Annotated in this window: 17 protein-coding genes; 7 read left to right on the forward strand and 10 right to left on the reverse strand. The window is 59.4% G+C overall.

The window, feature by feature from the left end; translation table 11 throughout:
* The first annotated feature begins 23 nt into the window (after nt 1–23).
* Nucleotides 24–1,394, forward strand: coding sequence for an MATE family efflux transporter (locus tag A3709_RS15530; RefSeq protein ID WP_231871209.1), 1,371 nt, complete (start codon nt 24–26; stop codon nt 1,392–1,394).
* A 17-nt stretch (nt 1,395–1,411) separates the two neighbouring features.
* Here A3709_RS15530 and A3709_RS15535 read toward each other — a convergent pair whose 3' ends face one another.
* Complete coding sequence (locus A3709_RS15535) at nt 1,412–2,293, reverse strand: lysophospholipid acyltransferase family protein (protein WP_066056524.1); 882 nt, start codon at nt 2,291–2,293, stop codon at nt 1,412–1,414.
* A gap of 127 nt (nt 2,294–2,420) precedes the next feature.
* Nucleotides 2,421–3,893, reverse strand: coding sequence for an HAD-IB family hydrolase (locus tag A3709_RS15540; protein ID WP_066056527.1), 1,473 nt, complete (start codon nt 3,891–3,893; stop codon nt 2,421–2,423).
* A 205-nt stretch (nt 3,894–4,098) separates the two neighbouring features.
* Between A3709_RS15540 and hrpB the strand changes: the two genes are divergently transcribed.
* Nucleotides 4,099–6,654, forward strand: coding sequence for an ATP-dependent helicase HrpB (gene hrpB / locus A3709_RS15545; protein ID WP_066056530.1), 2,556 nt, complete (start codon nt 4,099–4,101; stop codon nt 6,652–6,654).
* 1 nt (nt 6,655) lies between these two features.
* Here hrpB and A3709_RS15550 read toward each other — a convergent pair whose 3' ends face one another.
* Genes A3709_RS15550 through A3709_RS15560 form a run of 3 tightly spaced genes read right to left on the reverse strand, consistent with a single transcriptional unit; the run spans nt 6,656 to nt 12,052 of the window.
* A complete protein-coding gene (locus A3709_RS15550; RefSeq protein ID WP_066056533.1) occupies nt 6,656–8,773 on the reverse strand; it encodes a YgiQ family radical SAM protein in 2,118 nt (705 codons plus the stop codon).
* 47 nt (nt 8,774–8,820) lie between these two features.
* Entirely contained in the window at nt 8,821–11,151 is a 2,331-nt protein-coding gene (locus tag A3709_RS15555) for a TonB-dependent receptor (protein WP_066056536.1), read from the reverse strand.
* Nucleotides 11,152–11,194: 43 nt separating this feature from the next.
* Nucleotides 11,195–12,052 (reverse strand): ion transporter, encoded by an 858-nt coding sequence (locus tag A3709_RS15560; protein ID WP_066056539.1) that lies wholly within the window; start codon nt 12,050–12,052, stop codon nt 11,195–11,197.
* Between the two features lie 82 nt (nt 12,053–12,134).
* On the opposite strand from A3709_RS15560, the gene A3709_RS15565 reads away from it, so the two are divergent.
* Complete coding sequence (locus A3709_RS15565) at nt 12,135–12,929, forward strand: PhzF family phenazine biosynthesis protein (RefSeq protein WP_066056542.1); 795 nt, start codon at nt 12,135–12,137, stop codon at nt 12,927–12,929.
* Here the strand turns inward: A3709_RS15565 and bioA are convergent.
* Nucleotides 12,926–14,221 carry an adenosylmethionine--8-amino-7-oxononanoate transaminase gene (gene bioA, locus A3709_RS15570; RefSeq protein ID WP_066056545.1) on the reverse strand — a complete coding sequence of 432 codons (1,296 nt, stop codon included), beginning with the start codon at nt 14,219–14,221 and terminating at the stop codon, nt 12,926–12,928. The two genes, A3709_RS15565 and bioA, sit on opposite strands and share 4 nt — an antisense overlap.
* A complete protein-coding gene (locus A3709_RS15575) occupies nt 14,218–14,853 on the reverse strand; it encodes an arylesterase (protein ID WP_066056549.1) in 636 nt (211 codons plus the stop codon). Before A3709_RS15575 ends, bioA begins: the two co-directional genes overlap by 4 nt.
* On the opposite strand from A3709_RS15575, the gene A3709_RS15580 reads away from it, so the two are divergent.
* The gene (locus tag A3709_RS15580) at nt 14,852–15,517 is read left to right on the forward strand and encodes an ABC transporter ATP-binding protein (RefSeq protein ID WP_066056552.1); all 666 of its coding nucleotides are present in this window, start codon (nt 14,852–14,854) and stop codon (nt 15,515–15,517) included. The two genes, A3709_RS15575 and A3709_RS15580, sit on opposite strands and share 2 nt — an antisense overlap.
* Nucleotide 15,518: 1 nt before the next feature.
* Entirely contained in the window at nt 15,519–18,002 is a 2,484-nt protein-coding gene (locus tag A3709_RS15585) for an ABC transporter permease (RefSeq protein ID WP_231871210.1), read from the forward strand.
* A gap of 1 nt (nt 18,003) precedes the next feature.
* Here the strand turns inward: A3709_RS15585 and A3709_RS15590 are convergent, their stop codons facing one another.
* From A3709_RS15590 to A3709_RS15600, 3 genes are all read right to left on the reverse strand, one after another.
* Nucleotides 18,004–18,630 carry a TetR/AcrR family transcriptional regulator gene (locus A3709_RS15590; RefSeq protein ID WP_066056555.1) on the reverse strand — a complete coding sequence of 209 codons (627 nt, stop codon included), beginning with the start codon at nt 18,628–18,630 and terminating at the stop codon, nt 18,004–18,006.
* Between the two features lie 126 nt (nt 18,631–18,756).
* Nucleotides 18,757–19,737: a malate dehydrogenase gene (locus A3709_RS15595; RefSeq protein WP_066056558.1), complete on the reverse strand. Its 981-nt coding sequence runs from the start codon at nt 19,735–19,737 to the stop codon at nt 18,757–18,759.
* Nucleotides 19,738–20,124: 387 nt separating this feature from the next.
* Complete coding sequence (locus A3709_RS15600; protein ID WP_066056561.1) at nt 20,125–20,700, reverse strand: nucleoside triphosphate pyrophosphatase; 576 nt, start codon at nt 20,698–20,700, stop codon at nt 20,125–20,127.
* Between the two features lie 99 nt (nt 20,701–20,799).
* On the opposite strand from A3709_RS15600, the gene A3709_RS15605 reads away from it, so the two are divergent.
* Both A3709_RS15605 and rpmF read left to right on the forward strand, forming a co-directional pair.
* Nucleotides 20,800–21,330 (forward strand): YceD family protein, encoded by a 531-nt coding sequence (locus tag A3709_RS15605; RefSeq protein WP_066056564.1) that lies wholly within the window; start codon nt 20,800–20,802, stop codon nt 21,328–21,330.
* A 16-nt stretch (nt 21,331–21,346) separates the two neighbouring features.
* Nucleotides 21,347–21,529, forward strand: a complete 183-nt coding sequence (gene rpmF / locus A3709_RS15610) for a 50S ribosomal protein L32 (protein WP_066056566.1) — start codon at nt 21,347–21,349, stop codon at nt 21,527–21,529.
* The last annotated feature ends 10 nt before the right edge of the window (nt 21,530–21,539 follow it).

Below are 21,539 nucleotides of genomic sequence, written 5' to 3' on the forward strand. Positions count from 1 at the left end.
CTCCAGGCCCGGACGCCGCCGCATTGAAGTTTCTGTCCCTGACAACACTGCGTGAACTCGCGCGCCTGTCGCTGCCCATGGTGGTGTCGCAGGGCACGTTTGCGGTGATGATATTCACCGATCGCTTCTTCATGTCAGACCTCAGCGCGGCCCATATTGCAGCGGCGCTAGGGGGCGGCGTGGCGGCGATGTTCTGCCTGTCGTTCTTCACCGGGTTGATCAGCTACGCAAATGCCCTGGTCGCACAATATCAGGGAGCGGGGCGCACGGAGCGCTGTACCGTGGTTGTCACTCAGGGTGTATACCTGATTGTTCTGGCGCTACCCATCATCGCATTGGTGGGAGTACTCGGTGGCACTGCCTTTGACAAGATTGGGCACGATCCAGCCCTTGTGCCCCTGGAGCGCGCCTACTTCTACACGCTGCTCGTTGGTGGGCCCTTTATGTTGGGCAAAACCTTGCTGGCATGTTACTTCGTGGGCATTGGTCGATCCAAGGTGGTCATGTTTGTGGATGTGATTGCCATTGTGGTGAACGTGCCCCTGACCTGGGCGCTAGTGTTCGGCCACGTCGGTCTTCCGCCACTGGGTATTGTTGGTGCCGGTGTGGGTACACTGTGTGCACAGGCGCTGGCTATCGCGCTGTTTCTGTACTTTTACGGCGATCGCAAGCATGTCGCCCAGTACTCTGTGCGGCAAAGCTGGGGCTACCATCAGGGCGTGATGAAGCGTTTTCTGCGGTTGGGGCTACCCTCGGCAACCGAAGCGTTTATGAACACGGCGACCTTCAACGTGTTTCTGCTCATGTTTCAGTCCTACGGCGTTGCCGAAGGCGCTGCCATCGCGATCGTGTTCAACTGGGATATGCTGTCCTTTGTGCCGATGATTGGCTTGAGTATCGGGGTGGCGACGCTGATGGGGCGCTCCGTGGGTGCCGGTGATATCGCCCGCGCAAATCAGCTGATTTCCTCGGGTTTTATCATGGCGCTGGGATACTCGAGCATTCTCGCCATACTGTTTTTCACGTTCCGCGTTGAGCTGGTAGACGTATTTGCCACGCCGGACGAAGAGTTCGCGCAAGTCAGGGAAATGGCCCAGGCCATGATGCTGGGCTTGTGTACGTACATGTTGGCGGACGCCACGATACTGATCGCAGGTGGTGCGCTGCGCGGCGCCGGTGATACCCGCTGGGTCATGTTGACATCGACCTCACTGCACTTTGCCATGCTGGCCGCTCAGTATCTGGTGATTGTGCATTGGCAGATGTCGCCGCTGGCATCCTGGTGGGTGCTGGTCGCCATGCTTATCTCAATCGCGCTGTGTTTTGTGGTGAGGCTTAGAAGTAGTCGCTGGCGGCGTCCCGAGCGGTTGGCCCGGGTAATGGCCGAGCACTGAGGCAACGCTGTACCTGGTTACAGCGTCAGGAATCTGCGCCAAAGCCCCTCGTTGCCTTGATTGCGCGCCCGCGCAATAAGAAGCTCGCCCAATTGCGTATCGATCTCGTCCGCCACCTGCTGACGAATATTCTGCAATTGCCGTTTACCCGGCGTGCGCCCCTTGAATTCAGACAGATCGACGGGATTGCCAAAGCCGATGTAGCAGCGTTGCGGCCTTGGGAATAGCGTGCCCAGAGCGCCCCTGGGTATGGGCGGCAACATGTCGGCGCGGGTATTGTCGTCCAGCAGACCTGCGCGGCGCAGGAGTTTGCCCAGGGACGAGTGGGGGATGTCTTCGCCTTCCATAAGATGGGCGTAGAACTCGTCCGGTCCTACCACCCCAAAGGGCATAATGGTGTAGCCCTGTTTTGCTGCGAGCTTGACGAAGCCATAGCGTTCTTTCCACTGCAGTTCATACATCTGGCGTGTGGGCTTGACCGCTTCGTGCGCGCCTCCGGGAAACACCATCAGATCTTCACCCGCGTCCATCAGGGCAGCGCAGACGTCAGGGTGTCCCATTACCGGCCCAAAGCGCAGCAACGTGTCGCCGATGGCCGCTACTGTAAACAGGAATTTATCTCCCAGGCCACGGACAAAGCGGTTGAGCTCCTTAAGAAAGATCGGCCCCAGCACCCAGCCGTCCAGGGCGAACAAAGAGTGGTTGCCGACAAACAGACAGGGTTTGTCCGGCAGCTTGTGCTCACCCAGTACGACGGGATCGAACAGCGTTTTCACGATTTTATAGGACGTTTCAAGGGCTGCGCCACGGGGTGGGCGTGCCGCCAGGGCCGACTCGATGTGAAGAGCCAGTGCCTGTTCTGTTCCCAAGGGTTGGTTGTCTTTATCGAAAATGGGCATGCGCGCTAATCATTAGAAATAAACGGACATTATAGTCGCTCACTTGTCCGACAGCAGTGATGTATTCACACCGATTGCCGGCTCCGATGACTGTCGCACTGTGAATCGCGGCACTGCAAGCCGTTGGTCAGCCTGCCCTGGCACTGGCACTGTGCGGCAATGCCGCTGCGCGCGATTCTCCCAGGATGGCGCTATAGGTTGCCTCGAGCTGATGACAGCAGGGCCGAATCCGGCGCATGTGTTCTGGGGGTATCGGCGGCAGAACCGTGATGCGAATGGTGGCGGGCTTAATCACTCTGGCGCCTTTCGGAAGCGCGTCTTTCACGTTGTGCAGCACAATGGGAATGACAGGTACGCCGGCTTTGCGAGCGAGTACGAAAGCCCCCATTTTGAACGGCTGGAGCTGCCCGAGGGTGCTTCGCGTACCCTCTGGCGCAATAACCAGTGACCTGCCGCTGTCGAGAGTGGCCAAGGCACGGGCGATAACGTCACTTTGATCCTGCTGTTCTCGATCGACGAAAATGGTGTCCACCTGTTTGAGTAACGGGCCGATGATCGGCGAGGAGGCCATCTCCTGCTTACACAGTCCAACGACGTCGTCGCGGAGCAGGTGGGCAAGCACCACGGCATCCAGTAGACTCTGGTGGTTGAACACGTAAATAGCCGGCGCTGAGCGCTGCAAGTGTTTGCGCCCCTCTACCTCGTAGTTAAGTCCGGCACAGCCTGATCCCACGTCACCCAGTAGCCGCGTCATGAGGTTTGCATTCTGGCGGGCCGTTGAGCCCATCCACGACGCAGCACGGCCGGTTAATGCAGTGGCCAGTAATGTCTGTGCCAATGCGCCGGTGCGCAGCACCTGGCCGAGATCGGGCCGGCCGCGACTGGAGAACGTGAGCTGCGGCCAGCCCTGTTCGCTGGCATGGTCTGCAAGTCGGGTGGAAGGGTTGACTGCCACCGGGTTCCCAACCGCTTTGAGTAGTGGCAGGTCTGCGCTGGAGTCGGTGTAGAAGTAACAGCGTGACAGCCTGGTTTTTCTGCGCCGTGCCACGCGCCGGGCCGCCAGGGTTTTTCCCTCGCCGTAACAAAGCGGGGCTACGACTTCGCCAGTGAACTGCCCACCTTCGACCACCAACTGGCTACAGCAGATATCCTCGATGCCGAGAATGGCCGCTAGTGGTTCAACCTGATAGCGCGAAGCCGCTGTGACAATCACCAGATGGTGTCCCGCCGCGCGATGCGCTTCCACCAGCTCAATGGCTTCGCGGTAAAGCGTGCGTTCAAGGTGATTGCTTGCAGCACGCCTGCCCAAGGCATAAAGGGTTTCTTCGGTAACTCCCGTGAGGGCTCGTGCCACCCGTTTTACCAGCCGATGGTAGTTGCCGCCAGAACCATCGGCACGCTGTTGAAGCACCTCGCGTACCAGTCGTGAGGCATTGGCCATTTCTCCGCTTGCGGCCGCGTGACGCGCGGTCTCACGAGCAAGGGCGGTAATCGAGTAGCCGCTAATCAGGGTGCGATCCAGGTCAAAGAAGGCAATGCACCCGTTCTGGCCAGGACTCTGGGCGGCAATGCCATCGAGGTGTTCAGTAAACGAGGTCATCGGTGGTTCTCCCGTAGAAGCTGTCACTCATGCGGTTTGGTGGATGTACGCAGCAAGAACCTTGCCATAGCTCCAGTATCCGCTGTGGGTATGACAAAGCCGTGACGGAGCTACCTTTTGCACTCTTAGAGTGAGCGAGCGCACCAAGTGGGTGCGCGAGTGCAGTAACGTGGCCAGCGGCAGCGGGCTTGGTTAAGATGCCCCTATGAATATCCCCGCAATTGCAGATCTGCCCATTGCCCAGGTACTCAGCGAGTTGGTGCTGACCCTGGCCAGGCACCACGAGCTGGTGTTGCAGGCACCGCCCGGTGCCGGTAAGACCACTGCAGTTCCTCTGGCGCTGTTGGATGAACGCTGGCTCAAGGGGCGGAAAATTCTCATGCTGGAGCCGCGCCGTATGGCCGCGCGTTCCGCCGCCGCGCGAATGGCCGAGTTGCTCGGTGAAGAGGTAGGCGAGACGGTGGGTTACCGGATTCGCCTGGAGGCCTGTGTTTCCGAGGCGACGCGCATCGAGGTGATTACCGAAGGTATTCTGACCAGGCGCTTGCAGAGCGACCCTGGCCTGGAGGACGTTGGGCTGGTGATATTTGACGAATTTCATGAACGCAGCCTCGACTCGGACCTCTGTCTGGCGCTGTGCCTACAAGGCCGTGAACTGTTCCGCGAGGAAGATCCATTGAAGCTACTGGTGATGTCGGCCACCTTGGACGGCGACGCAGTAGCGACGTTACTCGACGGTGCGCCCGTGGTGACATCAAAAGGGCGGCAGTATCCGGTGGCCACCCACTATCGACGCACCTTGAAGCTTCAGGAGGCGATAGCGCCGCCGGTGACTGACGTGGTTCTCGATGCCCTGGCAAACAGCCAGGGCAGTGCACTCGTTTTCCTGCCGGGGCAGCGCGAAATTCGCGCGGTTGCCAGGGATCTCGGTGCCAGGCTGTCAGCATACCCGGAGGTAGATGTATGTCCCCTCTATGGCAGCCTCAAGCTCGAACAGCAGCAGCGGGCCATAGCGCCCGCACCCGAGGGCAGGCGCAAGGTTGTGCTCGCGACGAACGTGGCAGAGACCAGCCTGACCATAGAAGGCGTCACGATAGTGATTGATTCAGGGTTGGCGCGTGAGCCGGTGTTTGACCCGGTGACCGGTATTACCCGACTGGTGACTCGCCGCGTGTCTCAGGCCTCAGCAGAGCAGCGCCGCGGGCGGGCAGGGCGGCTTGCGCCGGGAGACTGCTACCGGCTCTGGTCCGAGGAACAGCATGGGCGGCTGGTGAATCACAGCAGCCCTGAAATTCTGCAGGCGGATCTGGCGCCGCTGGCACTGCAATTATTGGCCTGGGGCGTTTGCGATCCGCAGGAATTGTGCTGGCTGAATACGCCACCGCAGCCTGCCTGGCAGCAGGCGATCAGTGTGCTCGAACAGTGTGGTGCGGTCTTTACGCACCCCCAGAGCGGTTTGCAGCTCACCCCACATGGGGTCCGCCTGGCGCAGGTGCCGTTGCATCCCAGGTTGGCCCACATGCTCCTGGTGGGTTGCGACATCAAGGCCAGGGAGACAGCCTGCCTGCTGGCGGCGGTGCTGTCCGAGCGCAATCCGCTGGGCAACGAAAGTGCCGACATTGCAGACGCTATTGCGCTGCTGTTAGGCGAGCGGAAATGTCCCGAGCGCCTGCAGGGCTGGTTCCGCCGGGTGTGGCAATTGGCCAGGCGTTACGCGCGTATCGCCACTGAAGTACATCAGCCCCGGGGTGCCGGTTTTGACGTGTCGGTAGAGGATGTGTGCGGTATTTTGCTGGCCAGTGCGTATCCGGACCGGATAGCCAAGCAGCGTAGCGAAGACCAATACCAGTTGGCTAATGGTCGCAGCGCCAGTGTTGATCGTTGGCAGGCCATTGCCCGCGAAGCCTGGTTGGCGGTGGCGGATATCGGCGGCGATCGTGGCAGCAGCACTGACCGGATTTACAGCGCAACGCGCTTAAACCCGGCGGGCTTCGACGGCATTCTCGCAGAACTGGTGCGCCGCGAGGATCTGGTTGAATGGGACCAGCGCGAGGAACGCTTCAGTGCCCAGCGGCGGCGGATGGTAGGCGCAATCCAGCTGGAGTCGTCACCGTTGCGGGAAGTGTCTGCCGAGGCCAGGGGCGAGGCGCTATTAGGTGTCGTCCGGCGACGCGGCCTGGATATTCTGCCCTGGGATAGTGACACGCTGCAGTGGCGCGCCCGGGTGCAACTCTTGCACGATAGCGTAGCCGGGGAGGGCGGTGATAACCCCTGGCCCGATCTTCGCGATGCGGCGTTGCTTGCCACGTTGGAGCAGTGGCTGGGTCCCTGGCTGGAGCCTGTGCGCAAGCTGGACGATTTTGCCCGCCTGGACTTGCAGGCCATACTGACCGGTATGCTCGCCTGGCCATTACCGCTGGATCTGGAGCGGCTGGTACCTGAGCGCATCAGTGTGCCTTCCGGATCATCAATTCGGGTCGACTACACCCAGCATCCACCCGTGCTGGCTGTAAAACTCCAGGAAATGTTCGGCTGTGAAAGTACGCCCACCGTCGCCTACGGCAAAGTCAGCTTAATGGTTCACTTATTGTCACCTGCACAGCGACCACTGCAGGTGACACAGGATCTCGCCGGGTTCTGGCGCGGTAGCTATCAGGATGTGAAAAAGGAAATGAAGGGGCGCTATCCCAAACACCCCTGGCCGGATGACCCGCTGCAGGCCCCGGCGACGCGGCATACCAAACGCCGCAGCGACGCCTGAGTCAGCGCCGGCGGCCGGGTTTGCGCTTCGGGGTGCGGGGCAGGCCGTTATGCTGGGTGGCAAAGGTCTTGCTGCCGGGCTCAACCACAGCGTGACGACGCCCGGGTTGGCGTGGCGGCACCAGGTGCATTTTGCCATTGCCGATTAGATCCGTTCGCCCAAGCTTTTTGAGTGCCTTGCGCAATAGTGGCCAGTTCTCCGGGTCGTGGTAGCGCAGAAACGCCTTGTGCAGACGCCGCTGGCTCAGGCCGCGCACCGTAGGCATGGTGTCGCTGTCACGGGTAATGCGCTGTAGCGGGTTCTTGCCGCTGTAGTACATGGCCGTGGCGCTGGCCATTGGCGACGGGTAGAAGGTCTGCACCTGGTCGGCGCGATACTTATTGCGCTTCAGCCATAAGGCGAGGTTCATCATGTCCCGATCAGAAGTGCCGGGGTGAGCGGCAATGAAGTAGGGGATGAGATACTGTTCTTTACCCGCAGCCTTGGAGTATTTCTCAAACATGGCCTTGAACCGGTCATAGGTACCAATGCCAGGCTTCATCATTTTGCCCAGCGGCGCATCTTCGGTGTGCTCAGGCGCAATCTTCAGGTACCCGCCGACGTGGTGGGTGACCAGCTCCTCGACGTATTCAGGGGTTTCCACGGCGATGTCATAGCGTAGTCCCGACGCGATGAGTACTTTCTTCACGCCGGGCAACTCCCGCGCCTTGCGGTAGAGCTCTACCAGTGGTTTCTGGTTGGTGTCGAGGTTTTTGCAAATTCCCGGGAACACGCAGCTGAGCTTCCGACACTTGGCCTCAATCTCCCGGCTCTTGCAGGCTAGTCGCCACATATTGGCGGTGGGGCCGCCGAGATCGGAGATGACGCCGGTAAAAGCCGGCGAGGNATCGCGAATCGCTTCAATCTCGCGCAGTATCGAATCTTGCGAGCGGTTCTGGATAATGCGTCCTTCGTGCTCGGTGATTGAGCAGAAGGTGCAACCGCCAAAGCAGCCTCGCATGATGTTTACCGAGTGCCGGATCATCTCATAAGCGGGAATACGTGCATCGCCGTAGCTGGTGTGGGGGAGCCGGGTATAAGGCAGCTCGAACACCCAGTCCAGCTCGTCGGTCTCCAGGGGGATAGGCGGTGAGTTCAGCCACACTTCGCGGTCGCCGTGCGCTTGCACCAGCGGTCGCGCATTGTGCGGGTTGGTCTCCTTGTGGAGCACGCGCGATGCGTGGGCGTAGAGCACGCTGTCGTCTTTGACCTGTTCATAAGAGGGAATGCGTATTACGCCAGGCCGATCGTCGTCGACGCGGTCGAGAATTCGCACCACATCTTCGCCCTGCTGGACCGCGATTTCATCCGGCTCACACTCAGGGCCCTGCGGGGTGTCGTAGGGGTTTATCTTTGGCTCAACTGCACCGATCGGGTCGATTGAGCTGGAGTCGATGACGCGCCAGCCTTCCGGTACGCGTTTGCGGACAAAGCCCGTACCGCGAATGTCGCGGATATTGTGCACATCTTCGCCATCGGCCAGTCGATGGGCGATGGCGAGGATGGCCCGCTCTGCGTTGCCGTACAGCAGCAGGTCGGCGCGGCTGTCGAGCAGGATTGAGCGACGGACCTTGTCACTCCAGTAGTCGTAATGGGCTATCCGGCGCAGGCTGGCTTCGATGCTGCCAATAATGAGCGGTACATCTTTGTACGCTTCACGCACGCGTTGGCTATAGACAACCACAGCGCGGTCAGGCCGCTTTCCGCCCTCGTTGTTCGGGGTGTAGGCATCGTCATTGCGCCGCTTGCGGTCCGCTGTATAGCGGTTAATCATCGAGTCCATGTTGCCCGCAGCTACGCCGAAGAACAGGTTGGGCTTACCCAGGCGCTTGAACTCATCGGCACTGGTCCAGTCTGGCTGGGCGATAATGCCTACCCGGAAGCCCTGCGCTTCCAGGGTACGACCAATGACGGCCATGCCGAAAGAAGGGTGGTCAACATAGGCGTCGCCCGTGACCAGGATGATGTCGCAGGAATCCCAGCCGAGCGCGTCCATCTCTGCCCGGGTCATGGGCAGCTCGGGGGCTGGGCCGAAACATTCGGCCCAGTACTTGCGATATGAGTGGATGGGTTTGGACATGCGCGCCACCGGGGGTTATGGGGCGCGCATTATAGCAGAACCTGGGGTCAGAAATCCTTGAGTAAGGTGAGACCCCAGGTGCGGGGTTCTTCGTAGTAGGCAATGAAGCGACCGGTCTGGGCGGGGGCGTCTGCAATCGTCCCTGTGTATTCCTCATCGGTCAGGTTACGACCCCACAAGGTGACGTAGGCATCCCATGGTTCATAGCGCAGTCCAGCCCGTACGTTGATGAGGTTGTAGTCACCATCGTACTTCACCGGGTCATTGTTCACGTCGGTCATGCGATCGTCGACCCAGGAGTATTCGCCGTAGATGAAGCCCGTCATGGTGTCGCTGAGCGTGAAATCCTGGTTGGCGGTGAGTACCACTACATTCTCTGCGTTACCGGACAGATCGCCGCCAGAGATATCACAGCTGCCATCTTCGTTCAGCCCGGGAGGGGCCTCTCCGGTATGCCACGGGGTACCCGTCCAGCAGGGGCCATTTTCAAAGTCGCTGTATTCACCGTGATTGTAGGCATAACCCAGGGTCAGCGTAGTGCTGTCTGTCGGCGCCCAGTAGAGGTCAGCCTCGAGGCCGTAGGTTTCTGCGACCCCGGCATTTGACAGGAAGAAACCGCCACCCTGGAACGAGCTGGTCTGCAGGTCGTCCGTGTCGGTGCGGTGGATGGCCAGGTTCAGACGCATGGCCTGTTCCGGGAAGTCAGCTTTCATGCCGACTTCGTAGGATTCAGATTCCTCGGCATCGAAGAGCGGGTTGAACTGCTCTTCAATCCGGTCGGCGTTGACCCCGCCCGACTTGTAGCCGGTGCCGTAGGAGGCATACAGCATGACGTCGTCATTCATAAACCAGCTGATTTTGAGGGCGCCGGTTATGCGGTCGTCGTCAAAGCTCTCGCTGAGGTCATCCTGAGGTGTCAGCGGGGCGAAGAAGTAAAAACCCCAGTTGTCCTGGGAAAAGTCCAGGGAGGGAGGCGCATCGTCGGTGTAGATGTTCTCCAGGTCCTTGTCTTCGTAGGTCCAGCGAAGGCCGGCGGTCAGGATCAGGTCATCGGTAATGTTGTAGTCGACCTGACCGAAGGCCGCGTAGCTGGTGTGATCCTGGGTGTTTACGTCGAAGGATCCGTCGCCACCGATAAAGGCATTCGGCGACAGGCCGATGATGCCGCTCAGATCGTTACCCACGATTGTCTGGCGGCTGTTGTCCAGCTCCTGTTCATAGTAGTAGAGGCCGGCGACGTAACTGAATCTGTCAGACTCATTGGCAATGCGCAGTTCCTGGGTGAACTGGTTCTGCTCAGCGTCGTTGATGCGATAGGCGCCATCGACAGAAGTAAATGCAATATCGGCATCGTCAAAGGAATCGTGCTCGCGATACGCGGTAATGCTGGTCAGGGTGAAGGAATCTGTTTCCCAGTCAATCTGCACGGATAAGCCGCTGTCTTCGTTCTGTGAGACCGGGGGGCGAGCCACAGCGACTTCGCGATCGTAGAAGTCATCCTGGTCGATAACGGTGCCGCCGATATTGACGATATTGGTGTCGGTACCGAAGACCGGTGCCGAGCCCGGGGGCAGGTCCTGTGCGACAAAGTTATTCTTGAAAGAACCGGTTGCACAGCAGGTTTCGTCGACTTCCGAGTAATCGGCGATTACCCGCACGGTGACAGAATCTGTTGGCAGGTAAAGGGCCTGAAGACGCGCGCCCCAGCGGTCGCGATCGTTAATCACGTCATCGCCGCCGTCGACGATGTCGATGTAACCGTCGCGCTGCATACCAAAGCCGGTCACCCGGAAGGCCAACACATCTTCAATGGCGGTGAAGGACTTGGCGCCACTCAAACCATACAGGTCGTAGTCGCCAACGGTGCCTTCAATGAAGCCGGTGCCCTCGAAATCGGGCATGGCTGTCGACATGGTGATCGCGCCGGCCGGGGTATTACGGCCAAACAGCGTGCCCTGGGGGCCGCGCAGGACCTCGATGCTGGAAATATCCACCAGGTTGTTAATCATGGAACCCTGACGCGCTCGGTAAACACCGTCGACATACAGCCCCACTGAGGGTTCCAGACCGAAGTTCTGGCTGCTGGTAAATACGCCGCGAATCGCAAAGGTGGTGGTCGTGGATGTCTGGCTGGCACCAACGCGCAGGCTCGGTGCGTTGACCTGCAGGTCGAACATGTCCTTGACGCCGGACTTCTCCAGTTGCTGGGCAGAAAATGCGGTTACGGCAACAGGGACGTCCTGCATGCTCTGCTCACGCTTCTGGGCGGTAACGATCACTTCTTCCAGCTGGCCCTGGGCCTGGGCCAGGCCGGGCAATAACAGCAGCGTAGCTGAAGCCACAGCGGTAGAGAGTACAGCGGGTTTGAACACAGTCATTTTAATACCTCGTTAGATACAGCGATAATTGTTATTAGCATAGTTAGTTGTCGGGCTTGTGCCCCGGCGCGGGTAGCTCGCTGCCACAGTTCCTACAGTAGTGCGCATGGGGATCAGTTTCAACACTGGCACATGTGGAACAATTGCGTGAGCGGCGGGTAATGCGTTCGTTCTTCAGGGCCTGGGCCAGGGTGAGTTCAGCGGTGACTATGCCGGTGGGCACAGCGATGACCGCGTAGCCGATCAACATGCCGATGGATGCGATAAACCGTCCGGCAGAGGTGAGCGGTACCACGTCGCCATAGCCAACGGTGGTAATGGTCACAATCGCCCAGTAAATGCTGTGAGGGATGCTGTGAAAACCGTGTTCGCTGCCTTCAATGACATACATTAGGCAGCCGAAGATAGTGGCGAGAATGATCATCAAGGTGAAAAAAACGAACACCTTGCGCGCACTGCGACGCAGGGCGCCAGCGAGTTCATTGGCCTCGCGCAGCAGCGAGAGCAGGCGCAGTACCCGAAAAATCCGCAAAATCCGCAACAGGCGGATAATCAGCAGTGGTGCTGCCTGGGGCAGGATCAGCGACAGATAAGTGGGGGCGACAGCGAGCAGATCGACGATGCCGTAAACACTGCGTGCGTAGGCGCTGCGATTGGGCGAACACCACAGGCGCAAAATGTACTCGATGGTGAAAAACAGCGTAAAACCCCATTCTGCCCTGAGAAACAGGTGGCCATAGTCAGCGTGGTACTCCGGAATAGAGTCGAGCAGCACCACCGCCACGCTGGCCAGTATGAGGACGATTAATACGATATCGAAGGTTTTACCGGCAGGGGTCTCCGTGCCAAAAATGACATCGTAGACCTGCTTCTGGCGCGCTGTTTGTTCGCGTACTGCCATAGTGTGATTTTTTACTTTTCCCAGGCTCGCGGCTATCTCTATATTTAACACCCCGAAGATAACAAAGCTATGGACGCAAAACGTGAATATCCCCATCTATCAGGTAGATGCTTTTACCTCGTCGGTATTCGGCGGCAATCCGGCCGCAGTTATGCCGCTGGCGCACTGGCTCGAAGATCGTCAGTTGCAGGCGCTTGCGGCCGAGAACAATCTCTCGGAGACCGCTTTTCTGGTCGCTGCGGATAATGCCTGGGAGCTGCGTTGGTTTACGCCGTCTATCGAGGTGGATCTCTGTGGGCATGCAACGCTCGCCAGTGCGCATGCTCTGGTCCAGCATATGGGCGCACAGCAGCCTGAGCTGGTGTTTGCCACGCGCAGCGGCAACCTGAGCGTGACCCATTCGCATGGCAGCTACTCGCTGGATTTCCCTGCCTACACACTGACGCCCGATGCGGTTGATGTGGCAGTATGCGATGCGCTGGGCGGCATGGCGAGTGAGGTCTGGCAGGTAGAGGGCACTTGCAAAAAATTGTATGTGTTTGAGTTTGAAGCGGATGTCGCCAGGCTAGCACCAGACTTTGCTGCGCTGGTAGCCGCCTCTGCGTTCAATGTGATTGCCACGGCACCGGGCGATGAGTGTGATTTCGTATCTCGCTTCTTCGGCCCGCACGTGGGTATCAATGAAGATCCGGTGACAGGGTCGGCACACTGCGCACTGGTGCCTTATTGGTCGAGCCGGCTGGGTCAGGCGCGAATGAGTGCCCGGCAGATTTCCGAACGGGGAGGCAGGCTCGATTGCACCTTGCAGGGAGATCGCGTGTTTATGACCGGCGAGGCGACTACCTATATGGTCGGCGAGGTCTCGCTGGCGCTTTAGAGCCTGGCGACGACCTCGAGCATGCCCGCAGTGACGCTGGCGGTGTCCTCGGAGTTCATAATGAAGGGTGGCATGGTATAGACCAGCTTGCCGAACGGGCGAATCCAGATGCCCTGCTCAACAAACATCGGCTGTACCTCACGCATGTTGACCGCCTCCTTGAGTTCAATTACCCCGATCGCGCCGAGGGTGCGGACATCCGCGACTTGTTCGAAGTCGCGGGCGGGGGCCAGGCCCTGTTCCAATTCGGTTTGCAGTCGCGCCACGGTCCGCTGCCAGGGCTGAGAGAGCAGCAGCTCGATACTGGCGATCGCTGACGCACAAGCCAGGGGGTTGCCCATAAAGGTCGGCCCGTGCATAAACGCGCCGGCGTCACCGCCGTCGATACCCTCTGCGATGCGATCATTGGCGATTGTCGCCGCCAGCGTCATATAGCCGCCGGTGAGTGATTTTCCGAGGCACAGCAGATCCGGCTCTACGCCTGCATGCTCCAGTGCAAACAGCTTGCCGGTGCGGCCAAAGCCGGTGGCAATTTCATCGAATATCAGCAATACGTCAAAGGCATCGCACAGAGCGCGCAGTTTGCGCAGATAGTCCGGCGAGTAGAAGCGCATGCCGCCGGCCCCCTGCACTACGGGTTCGACGATAACGGCGGCGATCTCCTCGTGGTGCCGGGCCAGAATGTCGCTGATCTCTTCCATGTCGCTTTCGGGGCAGGGGCCGTCGAAAGCACAGTCCGGGGCCGGCGCGAAGAACTGTTTCAGAACCACATCGCCGAAAAGATGGTGCATTCCCGTGACCGGGTCGCAAACCGACATGGTAGCCAGAGTGTCGCCGTGATAGCCGCTGCGCAGTGCCACCATTTTTTGTTTGCCGGGCTTGCCGATGGCCTGCCAATATTGAATGGCCATTTTCATGGCGACTTCTACCGACACGGAACCTGAGTCACTGAAAAACACGCGATTCAGGCCTTCGGGTGTCAGGTCGACCAGGATGGCAGCGAGTTTGATGGCTGGCGGATGGGTGAGGCCACCGAACATTACGTGCGACATTGTCTCCAGTTGCTGCTGGACAGCACGATTCATGACCGGGTGGTTGTAACCGTGAATGGCGCACCACCAGGAGGCCATGCCGTCGATGAGTTCACGGCCGTCGGCGAGTTGCAGGCGCACGCCGTTGGCGCCTACGACGGGTGTAATAAAGCCGGGGTCAGAGGCCTGTGCATAGGGGTGCCAAATGTGGGCGCGGTCATCCGCCAGCATTTGTTCCCAGTGATTGTCGGGGGCGCTCATGGCAGTGCCCCACGGATGTCAGGGTATACGGTGTCGAGCATGGTCTGCTGTGCCTCGGCCTTGGGGTGAATACCGTCTTCCTGCATCAGTTGTGGGTCGATCGCCACCGCTTCGAGAATGAATGCACCGATTGCGCTGCCGCTGGCTTCGGCCACTCTGGCATAGCTGTCGTAGAACCCCTGGGTGTAGCGCGAGCCGTAATTTGGGGGAATCCGCATCGGCAGGAACAACACCTTCGCACCTGCGTCCTGGGAGAGCGTGGCCAGCTGGGTCAGGTTGTCGCGGAAGTCATTGAGCGGAAATCCGCGCAGGCCATCGTTACCCCCGAGCTCGATGACGACCAGATCCGGCTTGTGTTGCTCCAGTAATACGGGAAGGCGACGCAGTGCACCGCCGGTGGTTTCGCCGCTGATACTGGCATTGACGACCTCAGTGCCGGGACGTTCCTCAGCTATGTGTCGTGCCAGCAAGGCAACCCAACCCTCTTGTAAAGACATGCCATAGGCGGCACTGATACTATCGCCGAGCACCAGCAACGTCGTGCCGGAGGACTGGGCAGGTGTCGTCGCGGACGCCAGAAGCAATCCAACGACTGTGAATACGCGTAACAGGCGGTAAAGGAAACGCTGCATGATAAAGGCCGAAAATCTCCAGAAATCAGTCCCCGTGGCCGGGAGCGAGCTAGAGATACTGAAAGGGATTACGTTGGAAATCAAGTCGGGCGAGAGTGTGGCCATTGTCGGCGCATCCGGCTCGGGTAAATCCACATTGCTGGGGCTGCTGGCCGGGCTGGACGAAGCCACCGGCGGCCGCGTAGAGCTGGCAGGGGCGTCCTTAAGCGATCTGGATGAAGACGGCAGAGCATTGCTGCGCGGCCGGGAAGTGGGCTTTGTCTTCCAGTCGTTTCAATTGTTGCCAGCGCTCACCGCGTTGGAGAACGTCATGTTGCCGCTGGAACTCGCCGGCCATGATCGCCCTCAACAGGAGGCAGAAGAATTCCTCACTCGCGTCGGTCTTGCCGAGCGTATGACCCACTATCCCCGGCAGATGTCTGGGGGCGAGCAGCAGCGAGTGGCCATTGCCAGAGCCTTCGCCAGTCGCCCCGCAGTGCTTTTCGCCGACGAACCTACCGGTAATCTCGACACTACCACCGGCGCCCATGTGGTGGAGCTGTTGTTTGAACTCAATGCCCAGGAGGGCACGACGCTGGTGTTGGTGACCCACGATCTGAGTCTTGCCCAGCGTTGTGAGCGCCGCTTGCTGATCGAAGCCGGTGCCCTGGTCGAGGAAGGCTGATATGTCAGTCACCGCAACCCGCATGTTGGCCAGAGACTGGCGCGGCGGCGAACTGGGTGTATTGGTGTTGGCACTGGTGTTGGCCGTTGGGGTTGTATCCGGGATCAGCGCATTCACCACACGGCTGCAAAACGCACTGGAGACTGAGAGCCATCGCTTTCTCGCTGCCGATCTCGTCGCCCGCAGTGGTCGAGAATTACCTGCCCCGTGGCTGGATGAGGCGCAACAGCGGGACCTCGAGATAGCAACCGTGTTGACTTTTCCTTCAATGGTGTACGCCGGCGACGAGGCGATGCAGCTCGCCTCGGTGAAAGCAGTCAGCGACGCCTATCCACTGCGAGGCGAGCTTGGCTTCAGCGAGACAGCGTTTGCCGAGGTGGTGCCGCGTAGCCAGGGACCGGGGCCGGGGCAGGTCTGGCTGGATTCGCGCCTGTTTCCGCTGCTGGATGTTGCCCTAGGAGAAAGTGTGGATGTGGGTGATGCGACGCTGACCGTCAGCGGGGCAGTGCGCAGCGAGCCCGACCAGGCGGTGGGTATGTACGGCTATGGCCCACGCCTGATGATGCACTACAGCGACATCGATGCCACCGGTGTGATTCAGCCCGGCAGTCGGGTCAGTTTTCGGCAGTTGTACGCCGGTGACGCCGACGCATTGTTGCAGTTCAAGGAATGGCTGGAGCCCCAACTGGAGCCCGGCCAGCGCCTGATTGACGTGAGTGAAGGGCAGCCAGGTGTCGGCGAGGCACTGGCCAGAGCCGAGAGCTTCCTGCTGCTGGCGGGAAGCCTGGGTGTGGTGCTGGCAGGGGTGGCGATCGCGCTGGCCGCGAGGCGGTTTAGCGAGCGGCACAATGACTACGTGGCGGTCATGAAAAGCCTGGGTGCCACCTCTAAGGTGGTCAATGGTTTATATGGCAGAAGCCTACTCTTACTGGGCGGCGTCGCGACGTTACTGGGCTGTCTACTTGGGTGGTCTATCCAATCACTGTTCTTTACCCTGTTCGCCGATCAGTTGCCTGTCCAGCCAGCCCCCAGCGGCCCCAGGCCCTATCTGATTGGTGCGGCCACTTCGCTCACCTGCCTGTTGAGCTTTGCCTGGCCACCGCTGCGCCGCCTTGGTCAGGCCAGCCCGCTGCGGGTACTGCGCAAGGACGTGCCCCTGCACAGCGGTCGCACCTTTGGCGACTACCTGCTGGGCCTTACTGCAATCAGTCTGCTCATGTTCTGGTATAGCGGCGACTGGAAATTGACCCTCGCGGTGCTGGCTGGTCTTGCCATCACCGTGGCCCTCGGTATGGTATTGGCATTGACCTTACTGCGCGGCGGTCGCCAATTAGGGATGAGCGCGGGCAGTATCTGGCGACTGGCGCTGGCGGGCCTGCAGCGCCGGGGCACTGCGAATGCATTGCAGGTGGTGATCTTTGCCATGGCGATCATGTTGCTGCTGATACTGGTGCTGGTGCGGACCTCACTGGTAGACGAATGGCAGATGCAATTGCCCGAGGATGCCCCCAATCACTTCATGATCAATATCGGGCCGGAGGATGTGCAGGCCGTCGACCAGTCGCTGCGTCAGGCTGATATTCACAGCGAAGCCCTATATGCCATGATTCGCGGCCGCCTGATGGCTGTGAATGATGAAGCGCTGCCCACCTGGGAGGAAGCTGAAGCCGCTGGTCATGAACGTCATCAGCGCGAGGCTAACTTTACCTGGTCGGAGTCACTGCCGCCTGACAACCAGCTACTGGAAGGCCAGTGGTGGGAGTCGGGCACCGAAGAACCGTTGGTGTCCGTCGAAGCGGAATTTGCCGAGCGCTACGGCCTGAGTATTGGTGACGAGCTGTCACTGTTAGTGGGCTCACAGCCTTTGACGGCCAGGGTGAGCTCTGTTCGCGAGCTTGATTGGCAGTCCATGCGGCCTAACTTCTATTTGATCTTCCCACCCAAGCTGCTGGCCAATTATCCGGCGACCTTCATGACCAGCTTTCATCTGTCGGCGGACAATAAGTTGTTCCTGAACGGTTTCATTCGCGAATTTCCCACGGTCACCGTTATCGAAATGGACATGGTGATCGACCAGATTCGCAGCATCATTAATCAGGTATCTGCAGCTATCGAACTGGTATTGCTGGTGATTCTGGCCACGGGCTCTCTAGTGCTGGTGGCAGGTGTTCAGGCCAGTGTCGATGCGCGCATGCACGAGAGCTCTATTCTTCGTGCGCTGGGTGCCAGCCGACGGCTTATTCTCGGCGGCTTGTGGATCGAGTTTGCCGCACTGGGGCTGTTTGCCGGACTGCTAGCGGTGATCGCCGCGGAGATGTCCGTCGCGATTCTCCAGTTCTGGGTGATGGATATGCGATACGTGCCGTCGCCCTGGCTGTGGCCGCTGGGCATCGCCGGTGGAATCCTGCTGATTGCCGGGCTGGGCGTATGGAGTTGTCGGCGGGTAGTCTCGCATCCGCCAGTGGCGGTACTGCGAGAGCTCTGATTCAGTCGTTTTCGACGCTGATGCCGCTGAGAAAAATGCGCGTGCCCAGTTCAATCTGACGCGACAGGTCAATGTGCCGCTCGAACAGTTCGGGCGCGTCGATGCGCAGGGTTGCCAGCCCGTAGATGCCGGACCAGCCGGCATTAGCCAGGTACGCGAGGTCCTCGTGACTGCGGAAAATCCCCTGATCAATCCCGCGCTGAATGGTCGCCTGCACCAGCAGCAGTGTCTCGCGGCTGGCTTCTCGCAACTCGGGGTAGCGCGCCGCCGGTTGTACCGCCGGGCCAAACATCAGTTTGAACAGTTGCGGGTTGTCCGCCGCGTAATTCACATATGCGTGTGCGACAGCGAGCATTTGTTCGTCCGCTGCTTCGCCGGAGCCGTCGCGGGCCTCGCGTAGACTCTTGATCAGCTCCCGGTATCCCCGCGTCGCCATTGCCGCCAGCAGTTCGCTCTTGTCGGCGAAGTGGCGATAGGGTGCAGTCTGGGAAACCCCAATAGCGCGGGCTAGGGCGCGCAGGCTCAAATCCTCTGCGCCGGTGTGCTTCAATTGTTCTACAGCGGTGTCGAGCAGTTCTGCGCGTAAATTGCCGTGGTGATAGGTCTTGCTTGTAGCTACTTCAGTCATGCCTTCATTAAATCAGCATCGTTAACATTCGTGCAAGCCGGATTCGCACTTGCGCTTTAGTGGGGTTTCTAGAGGTAAAAAAAAGGCGCACCACAATAGTGCGCCTTCTTCTGAATCGAGGACGAATTACGGCAGCAGGTGCTGAACCGCGTCGCGCTCTTCGCTCAGTTCCTGCTCAGTGGCAGACATCTTGGCCTGGCTGAATTCGCCAACTCCAACGCCCTGAACAATGCTCCAGTCGCCATTGGCGCAGCGGCAAGGGAAGGAGTAGATCAGGCCTTCGGCAATGCCGTAGGAACCATCGGAGTAAACGCCCATGGATACCCAGTCGTCGCCTTCGGTGCCCAGCGCCCAGGAGCGCATGTGGTCGATGGCGGCGTTTGCAGCAGACGCTGCAGAGGAAGCACCACGCGCCTTGATGATGGCCGCGCCACGCTGCTGAACAACAGGGATGAATTCACCTTCGTACCATTCCTGGTCGACCAGGTTGATCGCAGTCTCGCCGTCGACTTTGCAGTTGAACAGGTCGGGATACTGGGTAGCGGAGTGGTTGCCCCAGATGGTCATGTTCTTCACGTCATTGACGGTTTTGCCGGTTTTCTGGGCGATCTGGGTCATGGCGCGGTTGTGGTCCAGGCGAGTCATCGCGGTAAAGTTACGCGGATCGATGTCTGGCGCGTTGCGCTGGGCGATCAGGGCGTTGGTGTTGGCGGGGTTGCCGACTACCAGAACCTTGATGTCCTTGCTGGCGTTGTCGTTAATTGCCTTACCCTGGACGGAGAAGATCGCAGCGTTGGCTTCCAGCAGGTCCTTGCGCTCCATGCCGGGGCCACGGGGGCGGGCGCCAACCAGCAGAGCGTAGTCGGTGTCTTTAAAGCCTACATTGGGGTCATCGGTGCAGACGATGTCAGTCAGCAGCGGGAACGCGCAATCCTCGAGCTCCATCTTAACGCCCTCGAGCGCTTCCATGGCGGGGGTAATATCCAGCAGCTGCAGGATGACGGGCTGGTCATCGCCGAGCATAGCGCCGGAAGCGATGCGGAAGAGCAGGGCGTAGCCGATCTGGCCTGCGGCACCGGTAACTGTGACACGAACAGGTGTTTTCATCTGGGATGGTCCTCACTATGGATAAGGGTAGGCTGATTTTGCGGCGCACATTGTCCGTTCTCACCGGCCAAAATTCAAGCTACCCAAATACTATGGTGGGTATCATCACTGAAAATGATCTTGGTTGGTTTCGACGTTTTAGTGTCTGGCTAGGCGGAAAGGGATAAGCACCTCCGGTGGGTGAGAGGGCTTTCCGACCCTTCAGGTCGCGTTTATATTTTGTGAAAGAGGCGGAGGGCTTTCCATGGGAAGTGTTTGAGGAGTGCTTGAGGATTGCGTCAGCAATCCTACTCCGAGTTGCCCCATGGCCGCAGCCTCTGGAGCAAAATATGCGGCCGGGAGGAAAGGGCTCTCATCTATCGGAGGGGCGGCTAGCCAGAAAGATACCTACAGTAACGTCACACCTGCATCCCGCAGCAGCCCACACAGCACAATCAACGGCAACCCTTCCAGTGAGGTAGGATCATCCCCGATCATTCGCTCAAATAGGGCCACACCCAGGCCCTCACACTTGAAGCTGCCCGCGCAGTCATATGGTTGTTCTTTCTCCAGGTAGCGGGTGATCTCAGCATCCGATAGCTCCCGGAACTGCACGCTGAAGCGTTCCATATGGACCCGCTCTATGCCCGCATCCCGGCCCACCAGTGCAATACCCGTATAGAAGTCGACCCTTCGCCCCGAACTGGCCCGCAACTGGGTCGCCGCATTCTCGAAGTTGCCCGGCTTGCCGATACAATTGCCGTCGATAGACGCGACCTGGTCTGAGCCGATGACCAGTGCGGTGGGGTTTAATGTGGCCACAGAGCTCGCCTTGGCCAGGGAGAGACGCTGGGCGAGGGCGGCTGGATGCTCGTCGAGGAGGGGTGTTTCGTCCACGTCCGGGGCCTCACACAGAAACGGAATTTGTAGCCGTTCGAGCAGTGTGCGACGGTAAGGTGAGGTGGAGGCGAGAATCAGGTGCATATCCGGGTCATCCAGCGCTGTGAATAAGTGTCAGAACTAACTGTATTCTATAGGAATTTTCTTTGACAAAGGGGGTCCTCATCACTATGATGCGCGCCTATGTTGACTGAGCCCCTCCCCAATGCGCTGGATGTGCGCAAAGCATCCGCGCGCGGTGTGAGTATCAGTGGTACGCTGAAACCCCTGAATTTACCGCGTTTTAAGGCACTTTTAGCCGACGAAAGCGGGGAAATTCGGGCAGATTTGGCGTTTTCTCGTGACGAGGAAAACCGCCCGGTGGTGCAGGTTAAAATAGCGGCCGAAGTGACCGTTATCTGCCAGCGCTGTCTCAGCCCCATGCAAACCGGGGTTGAGGCTGAGAACCAGTTGGGTATTGTTTGGACCGATGAACAGGCCAAGCACCTCCCGCGTCACCTGGATCCACTGATCGTACCCGAGGACGAGGGGTGTAACTTGTGGGAACTGGTGGAGGATGAGCTGATGCTGGCCCTGCCTCCCTACAGCTACCACGATACTGAAGATTGCAAAGAGATACTGTCCGAGTACACGGGGCAGGGAGATGAAGAGGAGCAAGCGCCTGCGCGCCCCAACCCCTTCGATGTCCTCGCCCAGTTGAAGTCGGACGATTAATGACCAGGAGATTATCATGGCTGTTCAGCAGAACAAGAAAACCCGCTCTCGTCGCGGCATGCGTCGTTCCCACGATGCCCTGTCCGGCTCTACTCTGTCCGTAGACCAGACTTCAGGCGAAACCCACCGTCGCCACCATGTGAGCGCCGACGGTTTCTACCGTGGCAAGAAAGTCGTAGACACCGGTTCCGACGACTAAGTCACCCGGG

This window comes from Halioglobus sp. HI00S01, from assembly GCF_001635445.1.
Classification (GTDB): domain Bacteria; phylum Pseudomonadota; class Gammaproteobacteria; order Pseudomonadales; family Halieaceae; genus Halioglobus; species Halioglobus japonicus.